This window comes from Nocardiopsis moroccensis, from assembly GCF_055763695.1.
Window position 1 is genome coordinate 890,041 of record NZ_CP199747.1, and the last position, 18,202, is coordinate 908,242.

Consider the following 18,202-nt stretch of genomic DNA (forward strand, 5'->3'; position numbering starts at 1 on the left):
AGTCCTACGGGAGGGGGTGTGGTGTGTGACGCCCTAGGACAACTGCCAGTTCACCGGTTCGGCGCCCTGTTCCCTCAACAGCTCGTTGGTCCTGCTGAAGGGCCTGGAACCGAAGAAGCCGTTGCGGGCCGAGAGCGGGCTCGGGTGTGCGGACTCCACACACGGGACACCCGGCATCAGCGGTCGCAGGTTGCGGGCGTCGCGGCCCCACAGGATCGCCACGAGGGGCTTGTCACGCTCGGCCAGCGCCCGGATGGCCTGCTCGGTGACGACCTCCCAGCCCTTGCCCCGGTGCGAGCCGGAGCTGCCCGGCGCCACCGTCAGCACCCTGTTGAGCAGCAGGATGCCCTGCTTCGTCCACGGTGTGAGATCACCGTTGGGGGGCATCGGGACGCCCAGGTCGTCGACCATCTCCTTGTAGATGTTGCGCAGACTGGCGGGCAACCGCACGTCCGGTGCCACCGAGAAGCTCAGCCCGACCGCGTTGCCGGGGGTCGGATAGGGGTCCTGACCCACGATGAGCACACGCACCTCGTCGAAGGGCTGCTGGAAGGCGCGCAGCACGTTCTCGCCCGCAGGCAGATAGGTGCGCCCCTCGGCGACCTCCTTGCGGAGGAAGTCACCCATAGCGGCGATCTGCGGGGCGACCGGCTCCAACGCTTTCGCCCAGCCGCTGTCCATGATCTCGTTCAGGTCCCTGTTCGGCATGGCCAGAACACTAGCGCCAGACAGTGACAGCCACAGCCGTTTCGGACGGCCGTCCCCGTCACACACGCCGCCGCGCCAGGTTCCGGGCCCGGTTGCCCTGGCCCTGCCAGACGGTCAGCGGCGGATGCGTTTTTGCCATTGGGCCAGGTGGGAGCGGATGGTGCGGGTTCGGGTGGCGTTTTCGCCGTGTAGGCGGGCGTAGTGGGCAACCAAAGCCTCGTAGTGGCGGACGGCCTCCTCCGGGCGGCCGGAGTGGCCCAGGTAGGCGGCCTGGTAGTGGCGGGCCCTCAGGGTGAGGGCGTCGTCCCCACCACGGAGCCGGGCCAGGTCCGGGACGAGGGAGGCCAGCGACTCCACCGCGCGGCCGGGCTCTCCGGACTCGCCCAGCTCGAAGGCCAGGTACAGGCGTGTGCTCAGCACCCTTTCCGCGTCCTCTCCGTGCACGGACACCAGGTCCGGCAGGAGGCCGGCGTGGGTGCGGGCGGCCAGGGCGTGGTCACCGGCCCGCCCCGCGTTGGTGGCCAGGTAGTAGCGGACCGCCAGGGTCTCCGGATGGCGCGGTCCGTACAGCCGGAGCAGGTCGGGCAGTAGCGCCTCGAACCCCCGCACCGCACGGGCGTGGTCGCCGCTCTTGCCCGTCGCGTACGCCTCTCTGCGCCGGGCCCGCAGGGTGTCCGGGTGGTCCTTGCCGAAGGCGGTCCGCATCAGGGGCAGCAGGGCACGCAGTTCCTCGGCGGCCGGGCCGTACTCGCCCGCCTCCGCCCGGGCGCGCGCCGCCTCCACCAGTTCGCGCAGGCGGTTCGGGTGCACGGCGGTTCCCGGCACGGGGCGCCGCGGGGCCTCCTCGGTGTAGGGGCGCGTGGGGGCCGGCGCCGGAGCTGGGACAGGGGAGGGAGTCGGAGAGGGGCGCAGCGGCGGCAGGAACGGCGCCAGCCGCTCCCGGACCTCCTCGGCGTGCGCGGGCCGGTCCTCGGGCCGCTTTGCCAGAAGCCCGGTGACCAGGCCCGACAGTTCCCTGGGGACCTCCGGGCGCACCGTGGCGGCCGATGGAGGGGCGTCGGTGAGGTGCATCCGCAGCACCGTCAACGGGTTGGGGTCTCGGAACGGCGGCTTGCCGGTCAGTAGTTGGAACAGGATGGCGCCCAGCGAGTACAGGTCGCTCGGCCGGTCCACCTGGTCGCCACGGATCTGCTCCGGCGACATGTACAGCGGGGTGCCAACGACCTGGCCGGTCCGGGTGATGCGGTCGGTTCGGGTGGCGGCGGTCAACGCCGCGATGCCGAAGTCCAGGACCTTCAGGGTGCCCTCGGAACTGCCGCCCTCGATCACCATGAGGTTTCCGGGCTTGACGTCGCGGTGCACGATCCCCGCCGCGTGCGCGGCGCCCAGGCCGGAGGCCGCCTGTGAGGCCAGGGTGGCGGCCCGGGCAAGCGGCATGGGGCCGCTCTCCCGCAGTACCTCGGTCAGGGAGCGCCCCTGTACCAGCTCCATCACCGCGAAGACCGCACCTGCCGCATGCCCGTCATCAGCGTCATGGCCGAAGTCGTGCAGGATCACCACGTTGGGGTGTCCCGCCAGCCGTGCGGTCAACCGGACCTCGCGGCGGAATCGGGCCGAGGCCTCCGCCGAGTCCACTCTTTCGGGCTGGATCAGTTTCACCGCCACCGGGCGGTCCAGAAGTTCGTCGACGGCTTTCCAGACCTCGCCCATTCCGCCCGCACCCAGGCGGGAGAGGAGGCGGTAACGGCCGCCCAGGACCTGTTCCTCCGGCACCCGTGCCCCTTACCGTCGGCCTGTTTCGGGATGTGGGACCCGCCTGACCGCCATCGGCCACCTGGGGGTACAGGACGTAAGCGTACAACCGCTGCCGTTACTGTGTTCCCTGTGCCCTCGGCATACAGAACCCCCGTGAGCCCCCTCTGGAATGAGTGTCAGAGCCGTGAGCCTGAATCTCTACGTTGGTCCGGACTCCCAACCGGACAAGTACCGCCTGGTCCGGTCCGTGGGGCGTGGCGGAGAGGCCACGCTCTACCTGGCGGAGGTCGATCTTGCCGGGCAGACCGAACCCGTCGTGGTCAAGGTCCTCAACTCCGACGTGACCGTGAACGAGGAGCAGTTCGCCGAGCTCAGTGCCAAGTGGGGTGAGCAGGCCGAACTCCTCCGCTTCATCAACCGTCTCGGAGTGGTCGGCGTCCGCGAGCACTTCGAGGGCGCCCCCGAGCATGCTGCCGACAGCGCCGACGAGTGCACCGACCGGGCCTTGTACCTGGTCATGAACTACGTGCAGGGCGTAGACCTGCGGGACTGGCGTGTTGAGCACGCCACGGAGGGACCGCGTGGCCAGCGTGAGGTACTGAGCTACCTCGAACAGGTCGCTCTGGTGTTGGACGTGCTGCACTCGGGGCGGGCCACCCCTTCCAGAAGAGTGGTGGTCCACGGCGATCTCTCACCCGGCAACATCATGATCAGCGACGAGGGCCAGGCCACGCTGGTCGACTTCGGCCTCAGCCGGATCGCCGCCCGGCACATGACGGCTCGCCCCTGGTTCACCCCCGGCTACGCGGCTCCGGAGATCTTCAACGGTGAGTACTCGCCCGCCACCGACCGCTACGCTTTCGGCGCCATCGCCTTCTTCGCCCTGACCGGTGAGGACCCGCCGCCCGCCCCCGAGCAGATGCGGGAACGCTTCGGCGCGCTGCCGCTGGTCGCGGGTGCTGGTGAGCGGCAGCGGGCGCTGATCATGTCCATGTTCTCGGTCGAGTCCGGTGAACGCCCGGAACCCTCGGAATGGGTGCGCGCACTGCGCTCTCTGGCCACGTCCGTGCCGTGGACGGGGCCGGTGGCCGAGCCCGACGGGTTGGGCGCCCCTTCCGGCCCGGCCGAGCCCTCCGGCCCTGGTGTGCCCTCCGGCCCGGGCGTGCCCGGCGGGGCACCGCGGGGAGGACGGGTCCCGGGGCCTCCGCCGGAGAGCCTCCCGGCGGTGTCGGCTGCCGAGCCCGCGCCCCCTGGGGGCGGGGGGTCTTCCGTGGCGCGGCCACAGGGCGTGCCGCCGCGTCCGGTCCAGGGGAACCAGAGCGCACCGCCTCCGCGAACGGCGCCACCGGCACAGACGGTCGTGTCCGCTCCGGTGGTCCAGCCGGGTGGTCCCCCTCCGCACCGACCGCCCCACACGCACTCGGCCCCGGGCTACCAGGGCTTGCCCCACACCGGTTCTCAGCCTTCGTGGAACGGGGCCCCGCACTCCGGCGCGGCCTTCGTCGCTCCCGTGCCCGAGCAGAGACGAAGGTCCCGCAAGCCTCTCCTGGTCGGGTTCGCCGTGTTCGGTGTGCTGTGTCTGATCGCCGGCGGGGGAGCCACCTATTACGTCATGGACCGTGTGGAGACCGCCTCCGTCGAGGTCGCGGATCCGGCCGGGCCCGAGGCCACCGGTGAGCCGACCGGGCCCGAGACCCAGAGCGCCGGCCCCGAACCCGAGAGGACCACCCCGCCTCCCGCCGAGGAGAGCAGTGGAGCCCCCGGGTCGGTACTGGGAGACGACGAGGCCCGGGAACCGGAGAACGATTCCACGCTGCTCACCCAGATGGAGATCGTCGACGAGTCGAGCACCACCTACTGGGAACCCGAGACCGGGCGCGCCGACATCGACGGCCAGTCCTACAACCGCGCCATCGTTTCCGGGTTCTGCAAGCAGTTCAGCTCCTCGTGCACGGGTTGGGTGGACTACAACCTCGGCCGGAGCTGGACGACCTTCACCGCCACCATCGGTGTGGAGGACACCTCCAGCTCCGAGGCGACGACCACGTTCACCGTTCTCGTCGACGGTGAGCCGGAGGCCACCGAGACGCTGCGCCTGGGCGAGGTGAAGGAGATCGAGGTGGGGGTCGAGGACGCCCTGCGCCTGCGCATCGAGGTCGAGAGCGATGACACGGGCATCTACCCGGTGTGGGCCGACCCCACGTTGACCACCTGATCCCGCGGCAGTGCGCCCCGAAGCCGCCCGGGCTCGGGAGCTTCGGCTGTCTGCGCTGCTCAGCGCCGGCCCGGCGACCGCTCCCCATCGCTTCGGGAGCGGCCACATTCGGCTACCTCTCCGCCCGTTACCGAAACGGCGGACGCCCCCGCGCGGTGGCGCGGGGGCGTCCGTGTGTTCGCCGGGACGGGCTGTGCTTCGAGGCGCCTACTCGGCGCGCCAGCCGCCCTGGCGCTGGGCCAGGTTGAGTGCGGTGGTCACCAGGGGCACGTGGCTGAACGCCTGGGGGAAGTTACCGACCTGGCGGCCGATCCGGGGGTCCCACTCCTCGGCGAGCAGCCCGACGTCGTTGCGCAGTGCCAGTAGACGCTCGAACAGCTCCTGGGCCTCGTCGTGGCGGCCGATGGACAGCAGGGCGTTGGCCATCCAGAAGCTGCACGCCAGGAACGCGCCCTCGTCGCCGGGAAGCTGGTCGGCGGAGTTCTCCAGGTCCGTGCGGTAGCGCAGCACGAAGCCGTCCACCATCAGCTCCTCCCGGACCGCCTCGATGGTGCCGACCACGCGCGGGTCGTCGTAGGGGAGGAAACCGACCTCGGGGATGAGCAGCAGGGCGGCGTCCAGTTCCTTGCTGCCGTAGTACTGGGTGAAGGTGTTGCGCTGGGGGTCGTAACCGTACTCGCACACCTCGGCGTGGATGGTGTCCCGCAGGGACCGCCACCGTTCGATGGGGCCCTCCTTGCCGAACTCCTCGATGCTGCGCACGGCACGGTCGGCGGCCACCCACGCCATGACCTTCGAGTGGACGAAGTGCTGGCGGGGGCCGCGTACCTCCCACAGGCCCTCGTCGGGCTCGTCCCAGCACCACTCCAGGTAGTTGACCAGCGTCCGCTGGAGTCCCCACAGATAGTCGCTGCCCCGCAGGCCCGAGCGCCGGGCCAGGTGCAGCACGTCCATGACCTCGCCGTACACGTCGAGCTGGTACTGGCCCACAGCGGCGTTGCCGATCCGGACCGGGCTCGAGGACTCGTAGCCCGGAAGCCAGTCGGCCTCCCACTCGGTGAGGCGGCGCTCGCCCCGGATGCCGTACATGATCTGCATCAGCTGCGGTTCACCGGCGACCGAGCGCACCAGCCACTCACGCCAGGCCAGCGCCTCGTCCGTGTACCCGGAGCGGATCAGCGCCTCCAGGGTGATGGTGGCGTCCCGCAGCCAGCAGTACCGGTAGTCCCAGTTGCGGACCCCGCCGATCTCCTCGGGCAGGGAGGTGGTCGGGGCGGCCACGATCCCGCCGGTGGGCCGGTAGGTGAGGCTCTTCAGCGTGATGAGGGAGCGCACGACGGCCTCCCGGTAGGGGCCGTCGTAGCTGCACTGGTTCACCCACTTCTCCCAGAAGCGCTCGGTGCGGGAGAGGGCCTTCTCGGCGTCGAGGTGGTCGGACTCCTCCATCTGGGAGGGGTGCCAGGTCATCACGAAGGGCACGCGCTGGCCCGCGGTGACGGTGAAGGTGGCGTCGTGCGTGAAGTTGTGGCCCTGCAGGACCACGGGGGTGCTCAGCCAGACCGCGTCGGGCCCGGCGATGGCCACGAGTTCGGTTCCGGCGCGGTGCACCCAGGGGACCACGTGGCCGTAGTCGAATCGCAGGCGCACGGTGGTGCTCATCCGTACCGTGCCGCTCAGCCCCTCCACGATCCGCACGATGTGCGGGGCCCCGCCACGAGGCGGCATGAAGTCGATGACCCGTACGGTTCCTTCCCCGGTGTCCCACTCCTGCTCCAGGATGAGGGTCTCGCCCCGGTAGTGGCGCCGGGTGGCCCGGGGATCGCCCTCGGCGGGACGCAGGGTCCAGCATCCGTTCTGCTCGTCGCCCAGGACGGCGGCGAAACAGGCGGAGGAGTCGAAGTCGGGCAGGCAGGCCCAGTCGATGGAACCGTCGCGTCCGACCAGCGCGGCGGTCTGCATGTCGCCGATCATTGCGTAGTCTTCAATCCAGCCGGGCACGCGGCTCACCCCCAACACGTCGTCATGGTCCTGCGCGGAGCGCGAGTCGCCCCGTTGGTACGGGTCGCGTCGCTTCTTTGCGAGCCGCCGCGCGCACACGCGTGTGCGCGTCCCGTTCGGGGTCTCCCACCCGACCCGCCTCCAGGTCGGAGCGCCGTTCGGGTCATGCCTCCCCCAGACCGCCCGCCACTGCCTTTACCTGGTATGTGCCCAGGTGAGGGCAGCCGAAAAGGACGGTGGCGGAAAGCGCCCGAACCCGGCCCTGTGCCGTTTACCGCGGTCCCCATCTTCCATGCTTCGCCGGGCCCTGGCTACCCGAGAGTGCACGTGCATCCGAACGTGCGGGGAGGTTTGTCAGGGAATAGGGGTCTTTTGTCGGGGAGAAGTTATGACGTGGTGATCAACCGACGATGTCAGCATGGCCAACGGCCCGACAGAGCGGGGTTTTCCGGTGCTTCCTCGGGCATACGCATCAGCGGCAGGAACACCTGTGCCAGGGGTCCGATCGCCACCATGAACACCAGCGTCCCCACCCCCACGGTCCCGCCGAGCAGGAACCCGGCCAGGGCCACGGTCACCTCTATGAGGGTGCGTGCCAGGCGGACCGAGAGCCCGCGCGCCGCCAGCCCGGTCATCAGCCCGTCCCGCGGCCCCGGGCCCAGGCCCACGCCGATGTAGCACCCGGTCGCGACCGCGCACACCAGGACCCCCGACGCCAGCAGCAGTATCCGGACCGGCAGGGAGTCGGTGGCGGGGAGCAGCCACAGGGACAGGTCGACGGACATGCCGACCACGATGACGTTGCTCAGGGTGCCCAGCCCGGCCCTCTGGCGCAGCGGGATCCACAGCAGGATCAGCAGGGCGCCCACGATCACGCTCCAGGTGCCGATGGAGAGCCCGGTCTGTAGGGAGAGCCCCTGGTGCAGCACGTCCCAGGGCATCGCGCCGAGGTCGGACCGGATGAGCAGGGCGCCGCTGAGGCCGTACATGTACAGGCCGAGGTAGAGCTGGGCGAGGCGGCGCAGCCGGGGGCGGGGCAGGACCGGGGTGATCAGCAGCCTGCGGACCAGGGCGGAGGCGAGGCGCGGGGGTTGATCGGACAAGGACGACCTCTTCTTCCGGGTGCGCGGGATCCGTACCGGAACTGATTCATCGGGTGATCGGGTGACCGTCCATCGGTGGGGCCACATCGGTATGGTGGCTGAGTTGGTGCCGGTATTGAAGAGCCAATCCCAGCAACTGGCCCGTTTTCTCCCCCGACGAGGTGAAACCCCATGGCGAGGCAGCGCACCGACCGCCCCGGTACCGGTGGCGGCACCCGGAGGATCAACGGCCGTCTGCTCGCCCGGCTGATCGGCGAGGCGCCCGTCGAACGTCCCTACTACCTCGCGATCGCCCGGTCCGTGAGCGGGCTCGTCCTGGACGGCAGGGTTCCCACGCACACCCGGCTCCCGGCCGAGCGCGACCTGGCTGCTGCCCTGGGCGTCAGCCGCAACACCGTCACCGCGGCCTACGCCTGGCTGCGCGACAACAGCTTCCTCGACAGCAGGCAGGGCGCGGGCAGTTGGACGGTCCTGCCCGACTCCGGCACCCGGGGCTCCGCGCCCTTCACCCCCGCCGCCGAGCAGATCGACCTGGGCGTGGCGGCGCCGCCGGCGGTCGACGGGCTCCGCGAGGCCTCCTTCCACGCCTCGGAGCAGCTCGCCGCGCACGTGGGCGGGATCGGCTACTACCCGTACGGCCTGCCCGAGCTACGGCACGCCATCGCCCGGCGCTACGTCGAGCGCGGACTGCCCACCGCGCCCGAGCAGATCTTCGTCACCAGCGGCGGGCAACAGGGCATCACCCTGGCCATGGACCTGCTGGTCCAGCAGGGAGACGAGGTTCTGCTGGAGTCACCCACCTACCCGCACGGCCTGGACGCCGCGCGCCGCAACGGGGCGCGGATCCGCACCACCGGGGTGACCCCGCAGGGCTGGGACATGGAGTACCTGGTGGACTCCTTCCGCCAGCGCAGGCCCGCCGCGGCCTACATGATCCCGGACTTCCAGAACCCGACCGGAGCGCTGATGGACGACGAGGAGCGCCGGATCCTGGTCCGTGAGGCCCGCCGCGCCGGAACGCACCTGATCATCGACGAGTCCGGGGCGGAGCTGGCGATCGACTCCGGCGACCTGCCCAGCCCGGTGGCCGTGCACGACACCGACGGGCGGGTGCTGACCGTCGGTTCGGTGGCGAAGCTGCTCTGGGGCGGGCTGCGGGTGGGCTGGGTGCGCACGACCCCGCCGATGGTGACCCGGCTCATGGCCGTCCGCCAGCGCTTCGACCTGGCCGGGTCGGTACACGACCAGCTCACCGCCACCCACCTGCTCTCCGACGTACTGCGCATCCGGGCGGAGCGCAGCCGTCAGCTCCGCCGCAACCGGGACGCGCTGCTCTCGGCCCTGCGCGAGCGGCTGCCGGGCTGGCGCCCCAGCGTGCCCGGCGGCGGTCTGGTGCTGTGGGCGTCCCTGCCCCAGCCGGTCGCCACCTCGTTGGCCGAGGCGGCGGTCCGGCACGGGGTGCACCCGGCCGCCGGGCCGGTCTTCGGCGTCGACGGCACCCTGGAGCGCTATCTCCGCCTGGCCTACACCAGACCGCCGGACGTGCTGGCCGACGCGGTGGAGCGGCTGGCCGCGGCCTACGCCGAGACCCTGGCCCACCCCTCGCAACCGCGCGGCCGGCTGTACCTGTGAGCTCGGTCAGCGGGTGAGGCGCCCGGCGAAGCGGACGACCTCGGCGATCACCTCGTCACGGTTGGTCTCGTTGAAGACCTCGTGTCGGGCGCCGGGGAAGATCCGCACGGTGACGTCCTCGCCCGCCACCGCCTCGATGCCGACCCTGGTGTCCGACACCGGGACGAGCCGGTCCTCGTGGCCGTGCACCCACAGCAGGGGCAGGGAACCGAGGCTGCCCGCGGCGTTGCCCCGCTCCAGCTCGGTGGCCAGGGCGTTCACGGTGGCGCGCTTGAAGGGGCCGTGCCAGACCAGTTCGTCGGCCGCGTAGGCCTCGCTGACCGCCGGGTCGCGCGAGAGGGTCGCGGGGTCGATGGGTGCGTCGGGGATCTCCTCGGCCGCGGCGATCTCCTCCAGCGCCCTCCACCGGCCCAGGACCGGGCCGGACAGGGCCAGTGCCTGTACCGAGCCCGGGTGGACCTGGGCGTAGCGGGTGGCGATCAGGCCCCCCATGGAGTGGCCGATCATCACCAGGGGGAGGGTGCGGTAGGCGGTGCGGGCCTGGGTGAGGACGCGGTGCACGTCCTCGACGACCTCTGCGTAGTCCTCGATCAGGACCCGTTCCCCGGAGGAGCGGCCGTGGCCCCGGTGGTCGGCGCCGTAGACCACGGCCCCGGCGGCGCACAGGTCCTCGGCGACCTGCTCGTAGCGGCCCAGGTGTTCGCCGTAGCCGTGTACCAGCACGGCCAGCCAGGACGGTTCGCCCTCGGTGGGCGCCCAGGCCCGCGCGGCCAGTTTCCCGGACCCGTCCGGGCCCCCCGCCAGCCCCCACTCACGTGTGCTGATCACCGTGTCCTGCCTCCTTGCTCCCGTGTCCGTCTGCGACGATCGGATGGCCGCCGCCGGAGTGGTCACCCTAGGGCACGGGCCGGGACCGGGCGCAGGCGTCGGCCGGGTAACGATTGAGGCCGCCGGCTTGGGCCAAAAGCCATGTACAGCCCTGTTCTCTCGTGTCTGTTGACGAAATGTACCAAAAGGTGTGATGCAGGCTACTCATCGTGAAAGTGGATCTTCTACGCTTAAGAGTGGGTATCCCTCGGGTGGGTGCAATTTGGCGTACTGCCTGCTCGGCAATTCAGACTGGAGAGGGTGACGCCCGTGCTGGCCGACTCCTATGGCCGCGTGGCAACAGACCTGCGCGTGTCGCTCACCGATCGATGCAACCTCAGATGCACGTACTGCATGCCGCCGGAGGGTCTGGAGTGGCTCCCCAAACCGGAGCTGCTCACCGACGACGAACTCCTCCGCCTGATCCGGATCGGAACCACCCGCCTCGGTATCACCGAGGTCCGCTTCACCGGCGGCGAGCCCCTGCTGCGGCGGGGGCTGGCCGGCATCATCGCCGGAAGCACCGACCTCACCCCCCGACCACACACCGCCCTGACCACCAACGGGATCGGACTCGCCCGAACGGCGTCCGCCCTGGCCGAGGCCGGGCTGGACCGGGTCAACGTCTCCCTCGACACCCTCGACCCCGTCGTGTTCGAAAAACTCGCCCGACGCCGCCGCCTCGACGACGTCCTGGAGGGGATGGCGGCCGCCGCGAGCGCCGGACTCACCCCGGTCAAGGTCAACGCCGTGCTCATGCGCGACGTCAACGACCACGAGGCCGCCGACCTCCTCCGCTTCTGCGTGGAACACGGGTACGAACTCCGCTTCATCGAACAGATGCCGCTCGACGCCCAGCACGGCTGGCGCCGCGACACCATGATCACCGCGGACGAGATCCTCGGACGCCTCGAAACCGAGTTCACGCTCGACGCCGCCGACACCGGGACCCGCGGCAGCGCGCCCGCCGAACTCTTCCACGTCCGGGGCCTGCGCTTCCCCGACGGCGAACCCGCCACCGTCGGGGTCATCGGTTCGGTCACCCGACCGTTCTGCGGGGCCTGCGACCGGGTCCGGCTCACCGCCGACGGGCAGATCCGCAACTGTCTCTTCGCCCGCGAGGAGTCCGACCTGCGCACGCCCCTGCGCGAGGGCGCCACCGACGACGAGATCGCCGAGCGCTGGAAGAAGGCCGTCATGGCCAAGCTCCCCGGCCACGGCATCAACGACCCCAGCTTCCTCCAACCCGCACGCCCCATGTCCGCCATCGGCGGCTGAGACCGGCCGGTCCGGGAAACCGCACCCGCCCCGGACCGGCGGCCCCGCCCGGACCGGAAAACCCGGTTGCCGCCTCCCCGCTCCCTCTGGCTTGATGGTCCGGGGCACACACCACTGCCCCGGGGCCCGACAGAAACGGGAGGTGGCCCCATGTCCTACACCGAAGTCCCCGGCGACCGCGTACCGATCCGGATGTGGGCCGACCCCGCACAGGTCGAGTCCGCCGCCATGGACCAGCTCCGCAACGTCACCCGGATGCCCTGGACGCACGGGCTGGCCGTCATGCCCGACGTCCACTACGGCAAGGGCGCCACGGTCGGCTCCGTGATCGCGATGCGTGACGCCGTCAGCCCGGCCGCGGTCGGCGTCGACATCGGTTGCGGTATGACCGCGGTCCGCACCGGCCTGACCGCCGACCGGCTGCCCGACGACCTCGGCCCCCTGCGCTCGGCGCTGGAGGCGGCGGTCCCGGTCGGCTTCCACGCCCACGACGAACCCGTCGACCCCACCCGCGTCCCCGGCCTGCGCAGCACCGGCTGGGACGGCTTCTGGGACGGGTTCGACGCACTCGCCTCCGCCGTGCACCCCCGGCACACCCGTGCCCAGCGCCAGATGGGCACCCTCGGCGGCGGCAACCACTTCCTGGAGGTGTGCCTGGACGACGCCGGAACCGTCTGGCTGGTCCTGCACTCCGGGTCCCGCAATATCGGCAAGGAGCTCGCCGACCACCACATCGGCCGGGCGCAGTCCCTGCCGCACAACCAGGACCTGCCCGACCGCGACCTCGCCGTCTTCCTGACCGGCACCCCGGAGATGGACGCCTACCGCCGGGACCTGTTCTGGGCCCAGGACTACGCCCGCCGCAACCGCGACGTCATGATGGCCCTGGCCTGCCAGGTCCTGGCCGAACGGGTCCCCGGCGCCACGGTCGAACAGCGCATCTCCTGCCACCACAACTACGTGGCCGAGGAGACCTACGACGGCGTGGACGTCCTCGTCACCCGCAAGGGAGCGATTCGTGCTGGTTCGGGGGAGTTCGGGGTTATTCCGGGCAGCATGGCCACCGGTACGTACATCGTGAAGGGACTCGGGAACACCGCCTCCTTCAACTCCGCCTCGCACGGCGCCGGACGCCGGATGAGCCGGAACAAGGCGCGCAGGACCTTCACCGAGGCCGACCTGGTCGAGCAGACCAGGGGCGTGGAGTGCCGCAAGGACCGCGGAGTGGTGGACGAGATCCCCGCCGCCTACAAGGACCTGGAGTCGGTGATCGAGGCCCAGACCGACCTGGTCGAGGTGGTCGCCCACCTGCGCCAGGTGGTGTGCGTCAAGGGCTGAACGGTCCCGGGCGCGGGGCCGGGCCCGGGACCCGGGGCGCCCACCCGGCGGCAGCCGGGTACGGCATGCTGGGAGCGTGATCGAGAACCTGGACGCGGTGGTCCTGGCCGGGGGCGCGGCGGCCCGTATGGGCGGCGCCGACAAACCCGGCCTGGACGTCGCCGGACGCACCCTGCTGGAACGCGTGGTGGACGCCGTGCGCGACCACCGCCCGGGCACCCGCGTGACGGTGGTCGGCCCCGAACGCGACCGCCCGCATGCCCGCTACGTGCGCGAGGACCCGCCCGGCGGCGGCCCCGTACCGGCCCTGCGCGCCGGACTGCCCCACGTGGACGCCCCCTGGTTCGCCCTGCTCGCCGCCGACCTGCCGCACCTGGCCCCTGAGCACCTCGCCGCCCTGGGCGCCGCGGCGCCGGGGCACGACGGCGCGGTGCTCGTGGACGCCGCCGGCCGTGCGCAGTGGCTCACCGGGGTCTGGCGCACCGAGGCCCTGCGCACCGCGCTCGCGGACTACGGAGGGCGTTCCCTGTACGGGCTGCTGGAACCCCTCGACCCGGCCCGCGTCCCGCTCGCCGACGGCCCCGGGGACTTCGACGTGGACACCCCCGAGGCGCTGGAGCGCGTGCGCGCCGAACTCGGCCCGACCGACCGCCCCGAACACCCGAGGCCCTGACAATCCACTTGCCCGCGGTACCGGGACACCGCAAGGGTGAGCGGCATGCCGAAGAACACCCCCGACCACGGGCCGGCCCGGCGCCTGCTCGCCGAGACCGCGCCCCTCACCGGCCCCGCACGTATGCGGCACCTGGCCCGGTACGCCCGCGAACACCGCGCGGGCCCGCTGCTGGCCGAGACCGTGGCCGGGCTCGACGCACTGGGCCAGGCGGACCTGGGCGCACACATGGCCCTGGCCGCACGCGACACCGGCCTCGTGACCGGCTACCTCAACGGTCCCGACGAAGACCTGCGCCGATCCGTGCTGCGCCGCACTCCCGGGCTGGCCCTGCCGGACCGCGCCTTCGAGGAGCTCCTGGACGACGCGCCCCACCAGCTGCGCCGCACGCTCTACACCGCTCTGTACCGGGACCATCGGACGGAGGCCGCGGACCGGCTCCTGCCCCTCGTACGTGACCGCCACGGCGAGCACGAGGCGGCCGTCCTGCTGCCCGCCTGCTCCACCCCGGCCGTGGACGAACACCTGGACGGACTGGCCCACCGGGTCGAGGGCTGGAACCGGCTGGCCCGCCGCCACCCGGGCCTGCTGTCGACACGTCTGGAACGGGAACTGGACACGGCCCCGGACCCGGAACGGATCTGGGACCGCCCGTGGTACGCCGCGGCACTGGCCCTGGAGGACCGCGCACCCGAACTGCTCCTGCCGTTCCTGCGCGGCCGCCCCGAGCCCGAGACCCCCCGCCCGCCCTTCGCCGGGGCCCGCAGGCTCCTGTACGCACCGGGGGACGCGCTGCACTACCCGGCCCGGTACCCGGCGTACGCGCACGGCCGCCGCGACGTGCGCGGTCTGCTCGGGGCCATGGCCCGCGCCGAACCCCGGGCCCTCGTCGTCCTGCGGGTCATGCGTCGCTCGGACCGTGCCCCGGTCATCGACAGGTTCCTCGCCGAGGGCGGCGGGACGGGAGCCGCACTGCTGCCCTACCTGGGGCTGCTGTCCCCGGACCGGGCGGCGGCCGAGGCGGGACGGATCCTGGACCACCTCGAACGGGTCCGCGCCGTCGACCCCGACCACACCCACCGGGACACCGAGGCACTGGCCCACCTGCCCTTCGGCGAGGCCGAGCCCCTCCTCACCGAGGCCGCGGGCGACCCCGACCCGGGCCGCAGGGAACACGCACTGTACTGGCTGACGGTGGCGGCCGGGCGCAGCGGTGCCGCCGACCTGGCCCGGGTGCTCTCCGGCCGGCTGGCGCGCTCCACCGCGGACCGCGACCACGTCCGCCGCTCCCTGCCCCTGGCCCTGGGCGTCCTCAGCCCCGGCCTGCTCGGCCCCGAAGCCCTGCCCGCCCTGCACCGCATGCTCGACGACAACCTCGCCGCCCCGGACACCACCGCCGAGACGAGGCAGGCACTGGGCGGTCTCGCGGTGCACGTCCTGCACCACCCGGCCGGGCGGGGGCGCGCCGATCTCGCCGACTGGGCGCTGACCGCCCTCACCGGGCTGATCGAACGGCACCCGGGCAGCGGGATCTCCTCCCACGGTCACTTCACCGTCGGATACGAGCGCCGGCACCGCCGCCCCACCACGGGTCGGCCCTGGACGTTGGCAGAGGCGCTCACCCCCGAACAGGCGCAGGAGCTGTACACCCGTCTCGCCCCCGCCCTGGCCCGCCACCGCTCCCGGGGCGCGCACCGCTCCACCGTCCTCCTGGCCCAGGCCCTGGGCCGGCACCTGTACGGCATCCCCGACCTGCTCGACCGCGACCTGAGCGAGGTCGTCGCCGCGGACCCGGCCGCCTCCACGGCCTTCGAGGCCGCCCGGGCGCACCTGCGCGGCCCCCGCCCCGGCGAGCGAGCCGAACACCTGTTCCGCACCACACCGGCCGCGGTGCTGATCACCCCGGTCTGGGAGTGCCTGGCCCGCCTTCGGCCCGACCTGGTGGGTGAGGCCCTGGACACGGCCGACCGGCTGCGGGCCCGGGGCGGGCGGCTGCCCGGCCGGTCCGTGCGGGTCAGCCGGGGCCTGACCGGAAACTGGTTGGCGGCGGAGCGGAGCCGCGCCGCGGAGTACCTGTGGGACACCGCCGCCGACCCGGCCGAGGAGAACGTCGCGCGCGCCGAGGCGCTCCAGGGGCTGAGCGGCCTGTCCGGCGCCGTGGACCTGCTGTCGCCCTGGCTCGACGAGGGCGACCCCTGGCTCCGCGAGGCCGCACTGGTTCGGATCGCCCGGGCCGGTGAGCCGGAGCGTGCGCTCGGGGTGCTGTTGGACCGCGTCGACGAGGGCACCTCCTCCCGGGCGGTCGTGGCCGTGCTCGGCTCCTGCGCCCGTCGTGTGCGGCCCTCCGCCCTGCTGGAGAAGCTGGGCGCGGTCCTGGCGGCGCCGGGCAGGGTGAGTGTGCGCAAGACCGCGGCCCGTGTCCTGGGCCAGGTGCGGCCGCCCGGCGCGGTCGGGGTCCTGGTCGGCCTGCTCGACCAGGACAGGCCGCACCGGGACGTGCGCGCGGCCGCGCTCGGGGCCCTCCTGGCCCACGGCGACCGGCCGGAGGTCCTGGCCGCGCTGGAGGAGCGGCGCACGTCCTTCACCGACCCCGCCGCCAGGTCCGCCCTGCTGTCCCATCCGCCCTCGGGCCTGCCGCCCCGGCTGCGGCCGCGGGCCGCCCGGTTCATGCTGTCCCTGCCGGCGAGCGGGGACCCCGCTGCCGACGAGCACGCCCGTGTGTGCCGTCGGGTCGCGGGTTGGGCGCTGTGCGACGAGGAACTGGCGGACGGCCTGGTCGGGGACCTGTTCGACCTCGCGCTGCCCGACGAACGGGTGCTGCGCACCTTCGAGGGGCTGCTCCGGGAGCGGCGTTACGCGGACCGGCTCCCCGACGTGGTGGCCGCCCTGGTGGACCTGTGCCCCGACCCCGTGGAGGGGGTGCCTCCGAGGGTGCCTGAGGCGGACCGGGGCCCCGACCCGTCCCGCAGGGTCTCGCGTACGGTACGGATGCTCGCCCAGCGGGTGCGCGGGCGCCACGATCCGGAGCGGGGGGTGCCGGGTCTGGACCGGGCCGTGCGGCGGCTGGCGGCCCACCCGGGCCTGTGCGTGGAGGCACTGACCCTGCTCCTGGCCGACCTGCCCGTGCTCAGCCGGCCGGGCCACCGCGGTTTTCCCGCTGACCTGTTCGGTGCCAGGGTCGTGGCCTGGGCGGTGCTGGCCGCCCGGCTTCCCGGGCTCGAAACCGCCGCGCCGCGCACGGCGGCCGAGACCGTTCTGCAGGGCTGGGGCGCCGAACCGGACCCCCACCACCTGGCCGCGCTGATACGCCATCTCACCGAGCTGGCCGCCCGGGACACCACCCCGGCGGGCTGCATGGTCGGCCTGGTCGCCGTCGCCCTCGCCGCCCGCCGGGGCGAACAGCGGGGCTGGACCGGACCCTGGGGTGGCCTCGTCGCCGACCTGGGCCGTTCACCGCACGGGGAGGTCCGCGTCGCCGCCTGGCGAGCGGCGCTCCTGTAGCTTCCGCCGAGTCCGACCCCGCTCGGCCCCGGCCAGGTGCGCGGACCCGGTACCGGAGTGCGTCCTGTGGGCTGTCCGGTGGGCACTGCCCACCGGACACGCCCTAACCCTTGAACTCGGCCATGGGGACGGTCTCCCGGAGGAAGCCGCGCATGTCCAGGAAGTTGGCGAGGTACTCGCGGTGCTCGTCGCAGGCCACCCAGACCTTCCGCCGGTCGGGGGTGTGGATCTTGGGGTTGTTCCAGACGAGCGCCCAGTCGGCGGTGGCCCGGCAGTCCCTGCGCGAGCAGTGCGTGTCCGGTGCGGTATTACCCAATGCTGGTCCCCAGGCGACAAAGCGGATTCGGTGGTCAAGCCCCGGCCACGGACGGGTATTCGCGCCGACCGGCAGGGACAAAAGGCGACGCCGGGTGGTTACGGGGGCAAACCACCCGGCGTCGCACGCGATGTTCCGACGGGGGCTCGAAACATCGTCCGCGCTTCGACGGGGGACCGAAGCGCTACAACCCAATGTACACCGCAGCCCCCCGGGGTACGTCAAGAGTCAGTTACGACGTTGTCTCGGGAGAGTCCCGCCGAAGGAGGGCTCTTAGTGCCAGGTCAGGACTAATCTGGCGCCCCTCTCTTCTTTCCTTCGCGCCTTTTTCCCTGTAGGAGCGCCCGATTCCACGGTCAAGCAGGTTCCAACCGGGACCAAGGTCTCCAGAAAGAAACGGCAAAGCGCCCCGGCCCCTTCCGTAGGAAAGGTTCCGGCGGAAAACGGCATGCCCGTGTGGCCGGCGGGGATCGGGGGGAGGCAGGGAAGCGGGGCTCGTGTTCACGCGGCCCGCACCACCGACTACGCAGGGGGTACCCATGGCCGACCACACCTACCGCGTCACGGAGATCGTCGGGACCTCACCGGACGGTATCGACCAGGCCGTCCGCAACGGAATCCAACGGGCCTCGGCCACGTTGCGCGGCCTCGACTGGTTCGAGATCACCCAGGTCCGCGGCCACATCGAGGACGGCGACGTCGCCCACTTCCAGGTGGGCCTCAAGGTCGGCTTCCGGTTGGAGGAGTGACCGGAGCACACGCGGGGTGTGCGAGGGGCCCGGACCGGCTCACGGCCCGGGCCCCTCGCTGTCCGGGTT

13 protein-coding genes are annotated in these 18,202 nt (G+C 72.3%); 7 read left to right on the plus strand and 6 right to left on the minus strand.

What is annotated here, in order from left to right:
• Positions 1–33: 33 nt before the first annotated feature.
• Both ACUKCB_RS03710 and ACUKCB_RS03715 read right to left on the minus strand, forming a co-directional pair.
• Complete coding sequence (locus ACUKCB_RS03710) at positions 34–708, minus strand: uracil-DNA glycosylase (protein WP_473039038.1); 675 nt, start codon at positions 706–708, stop codon at positions 34–36.
• A gap of 114 nt (positions 709–822) precedes the next feature.
• Positions 823–2,481 (minus strand): serine/threonine-protein kinase, encoded by a 1,659-nt coding sequence (locus tag ACUKCB_RS03715; RefSeq protein ID WP_473039040.1) that lies wholly within the window; start codon positions 2,479–2,481, stop codon positions 823–825.
• A gap of 166 nt (positions 2,482–2,647) precedes the next feature.
• Here ACUKCB_RS03715 and ACUKCB_RS03720 point away from each other — a divergent pair, with 166 nt between their 5' ends.
• Positions 2,648–4,678 carry a protein kinase domain-containing protein gene (locus ACUKCB_RS03720; RefSeq protein ID WP_473039041.1) on the plus strand — a complete coding sequence of 677 codons (2,031 nt, stop codon included), beginning with the start codon at positions 2,648–2,650 and terminating at the stop codon, positions 4,676–4,678.
• 207 nt (positions 4,679–4,885) lie between these two features.
• Here ACUKCB_RS03720 and ACUKCB_RS03725 read toward each other — a convergent pair whose 3' ends face one another.
• Both ACUKCB_RS03725 and yczE read right to left on the minus strand, forming a co-directional pair.
• Positions 4,886–6,691 (minus strand): glycoside hydrolase family 15 protein, encoded by a 1,806-nt coding sequence (locus ACUKCB_RS03725; protein WP_473040912.1) that lies wholly within the window; start codon positions 6,689–6,691, stop codon positions 4,886–4,888.
• A 398-nt stretch (positions 6,692–7,089) separates the two neighbouring features.
• Positions 7,090–7,779, minus strand: coding sequence for a membrane protein YczE (yczE, locus tag ACUKCB_RS03730; protein WP_473039042.1), 690 nt, complete (start codon positions 7,777–7,779; stop codon positions 7,090–7,092).
• Positions 7,780–7,950: 171 nt separating this feature from the next.
• On the opposite strand from yczE, the gene yczR reads away from it, so the two are divergent.
• Positions 7,951–9,411: a MocR-like transcription factor YczR gene (yczR, locus tag ACUKCB_RS03735; RefSeq protein ID WP_473039044.1), complete on the plus strand. Its 1,461-nt coding sequence runs from the start codon at positions 7,951–7,953 to the stop codon at positions 9,409–9,411.
• 6 nt (positions 9,412–9,417) lie between these two features.
• Here yczR and ACUKCB_RS03740 read toward each other — a convergent pair whose 3' ends face one another.
• Positions 9,418–10,239: a lysophospholipase gene (locus ACUKCB_RS03740; protein ID WP_473039045.1), complete on the minus strand. Its 822-nt coding sequence runs from the start codon at positions 10,237–10,239 to the stop codon at positions 9,418–9,420.
• Between the two features lie 309 nt (positions 10,240–10,548).
• Here ACUKCB_RS03740 and moaA point away from each other — a divergent pair, with 309 nt between their 5' ends.
• From moaA to ACUKCB_RS03760, 4 genes are all read left to right on the plus strand, one after another.
• Positions 10,549–11,556: a GTP 3',8-cyclase MoaA gene (moaA, locus tag ACUKCB_RS03745; RefSeq protein ID WP_473040913.1), complete on the plus strand. Its 1,008-nt coding sequence runs from the start codon at positions 10,549–10,551 to the stop codon at positions 11,554–11,556.
• 150 nt (positions 11,557–11,706) lie between these two features.
• Entirely contained in the window at positions 11,707–12,894 is a 1,188-nt protein-coding gene (locus ACUKCB_RS03750; protein ID WP_473039046.1) for an RtcB family protein, read from the plus strand.
• Between the two features lie 76 nt (positions 12,895–12,970).
• Positions 12,971–13,567, plus strand: coding sequence for a molybdenum cofactor guanylyltransferase (mobA, locus tag ACUKCB_RS03755; RefSeq protein WP_473039047.1), 597 nt, complete (start codon positions 12,971–12,973; stop codon positions 13,565–13,567).
• A 45-nt stretch (positions 13,568–13,612) separates the two neighbouring features.
• Positions 13,613–17,068, plus strand: a complete 3,456-nt coding sequence (locus ACUKCB_RS03760) for a HEAT repeat domain-containing protein (RefSeq protein WP_473039049.1) — start codon at positions 13,613–13,615, stop codon at positions 17,066–17,068.
• A 103-nt stretch (positions 17,069–17,171) separates the two neighbouring features.
• Here ACUKCB_RS03760 and ACUKCB_RS03765 read toward each other — a convergent pair whose 3' ends face one another.
• Positions 17,172–17,384 carry a hypothetical protein gene (locus ACUKCB_RS03765; protein ID WP_473039051.1) on the minus strand — a complete coding sequence of 71 codons (213 nt, stop codon included), beginning with the start codon at positions 17,382–17,384 and terminating at the stop codon, positions 17,172–17,174.
• Between the two features lie 539 nt (positions 17,385–17,923).
• On the opposite strand from ACUKCB_RS03765, the gene ACUKCB_RS03770 reads away from it, so the two are divergent.
• Positions 17,924–18,133 (plus strand): dodecin, encoded by a 210-nt coding sequence (locus ACUKCB_RS03770; protein ID WP_473039052.1) that lies wholly within the window; start codon positions 17,924–17,926, stop codon positions 18,131–18,133.
• The last annotated feature ends 69 nt before the right edge of the window (positions 18,134–18,202 follow it).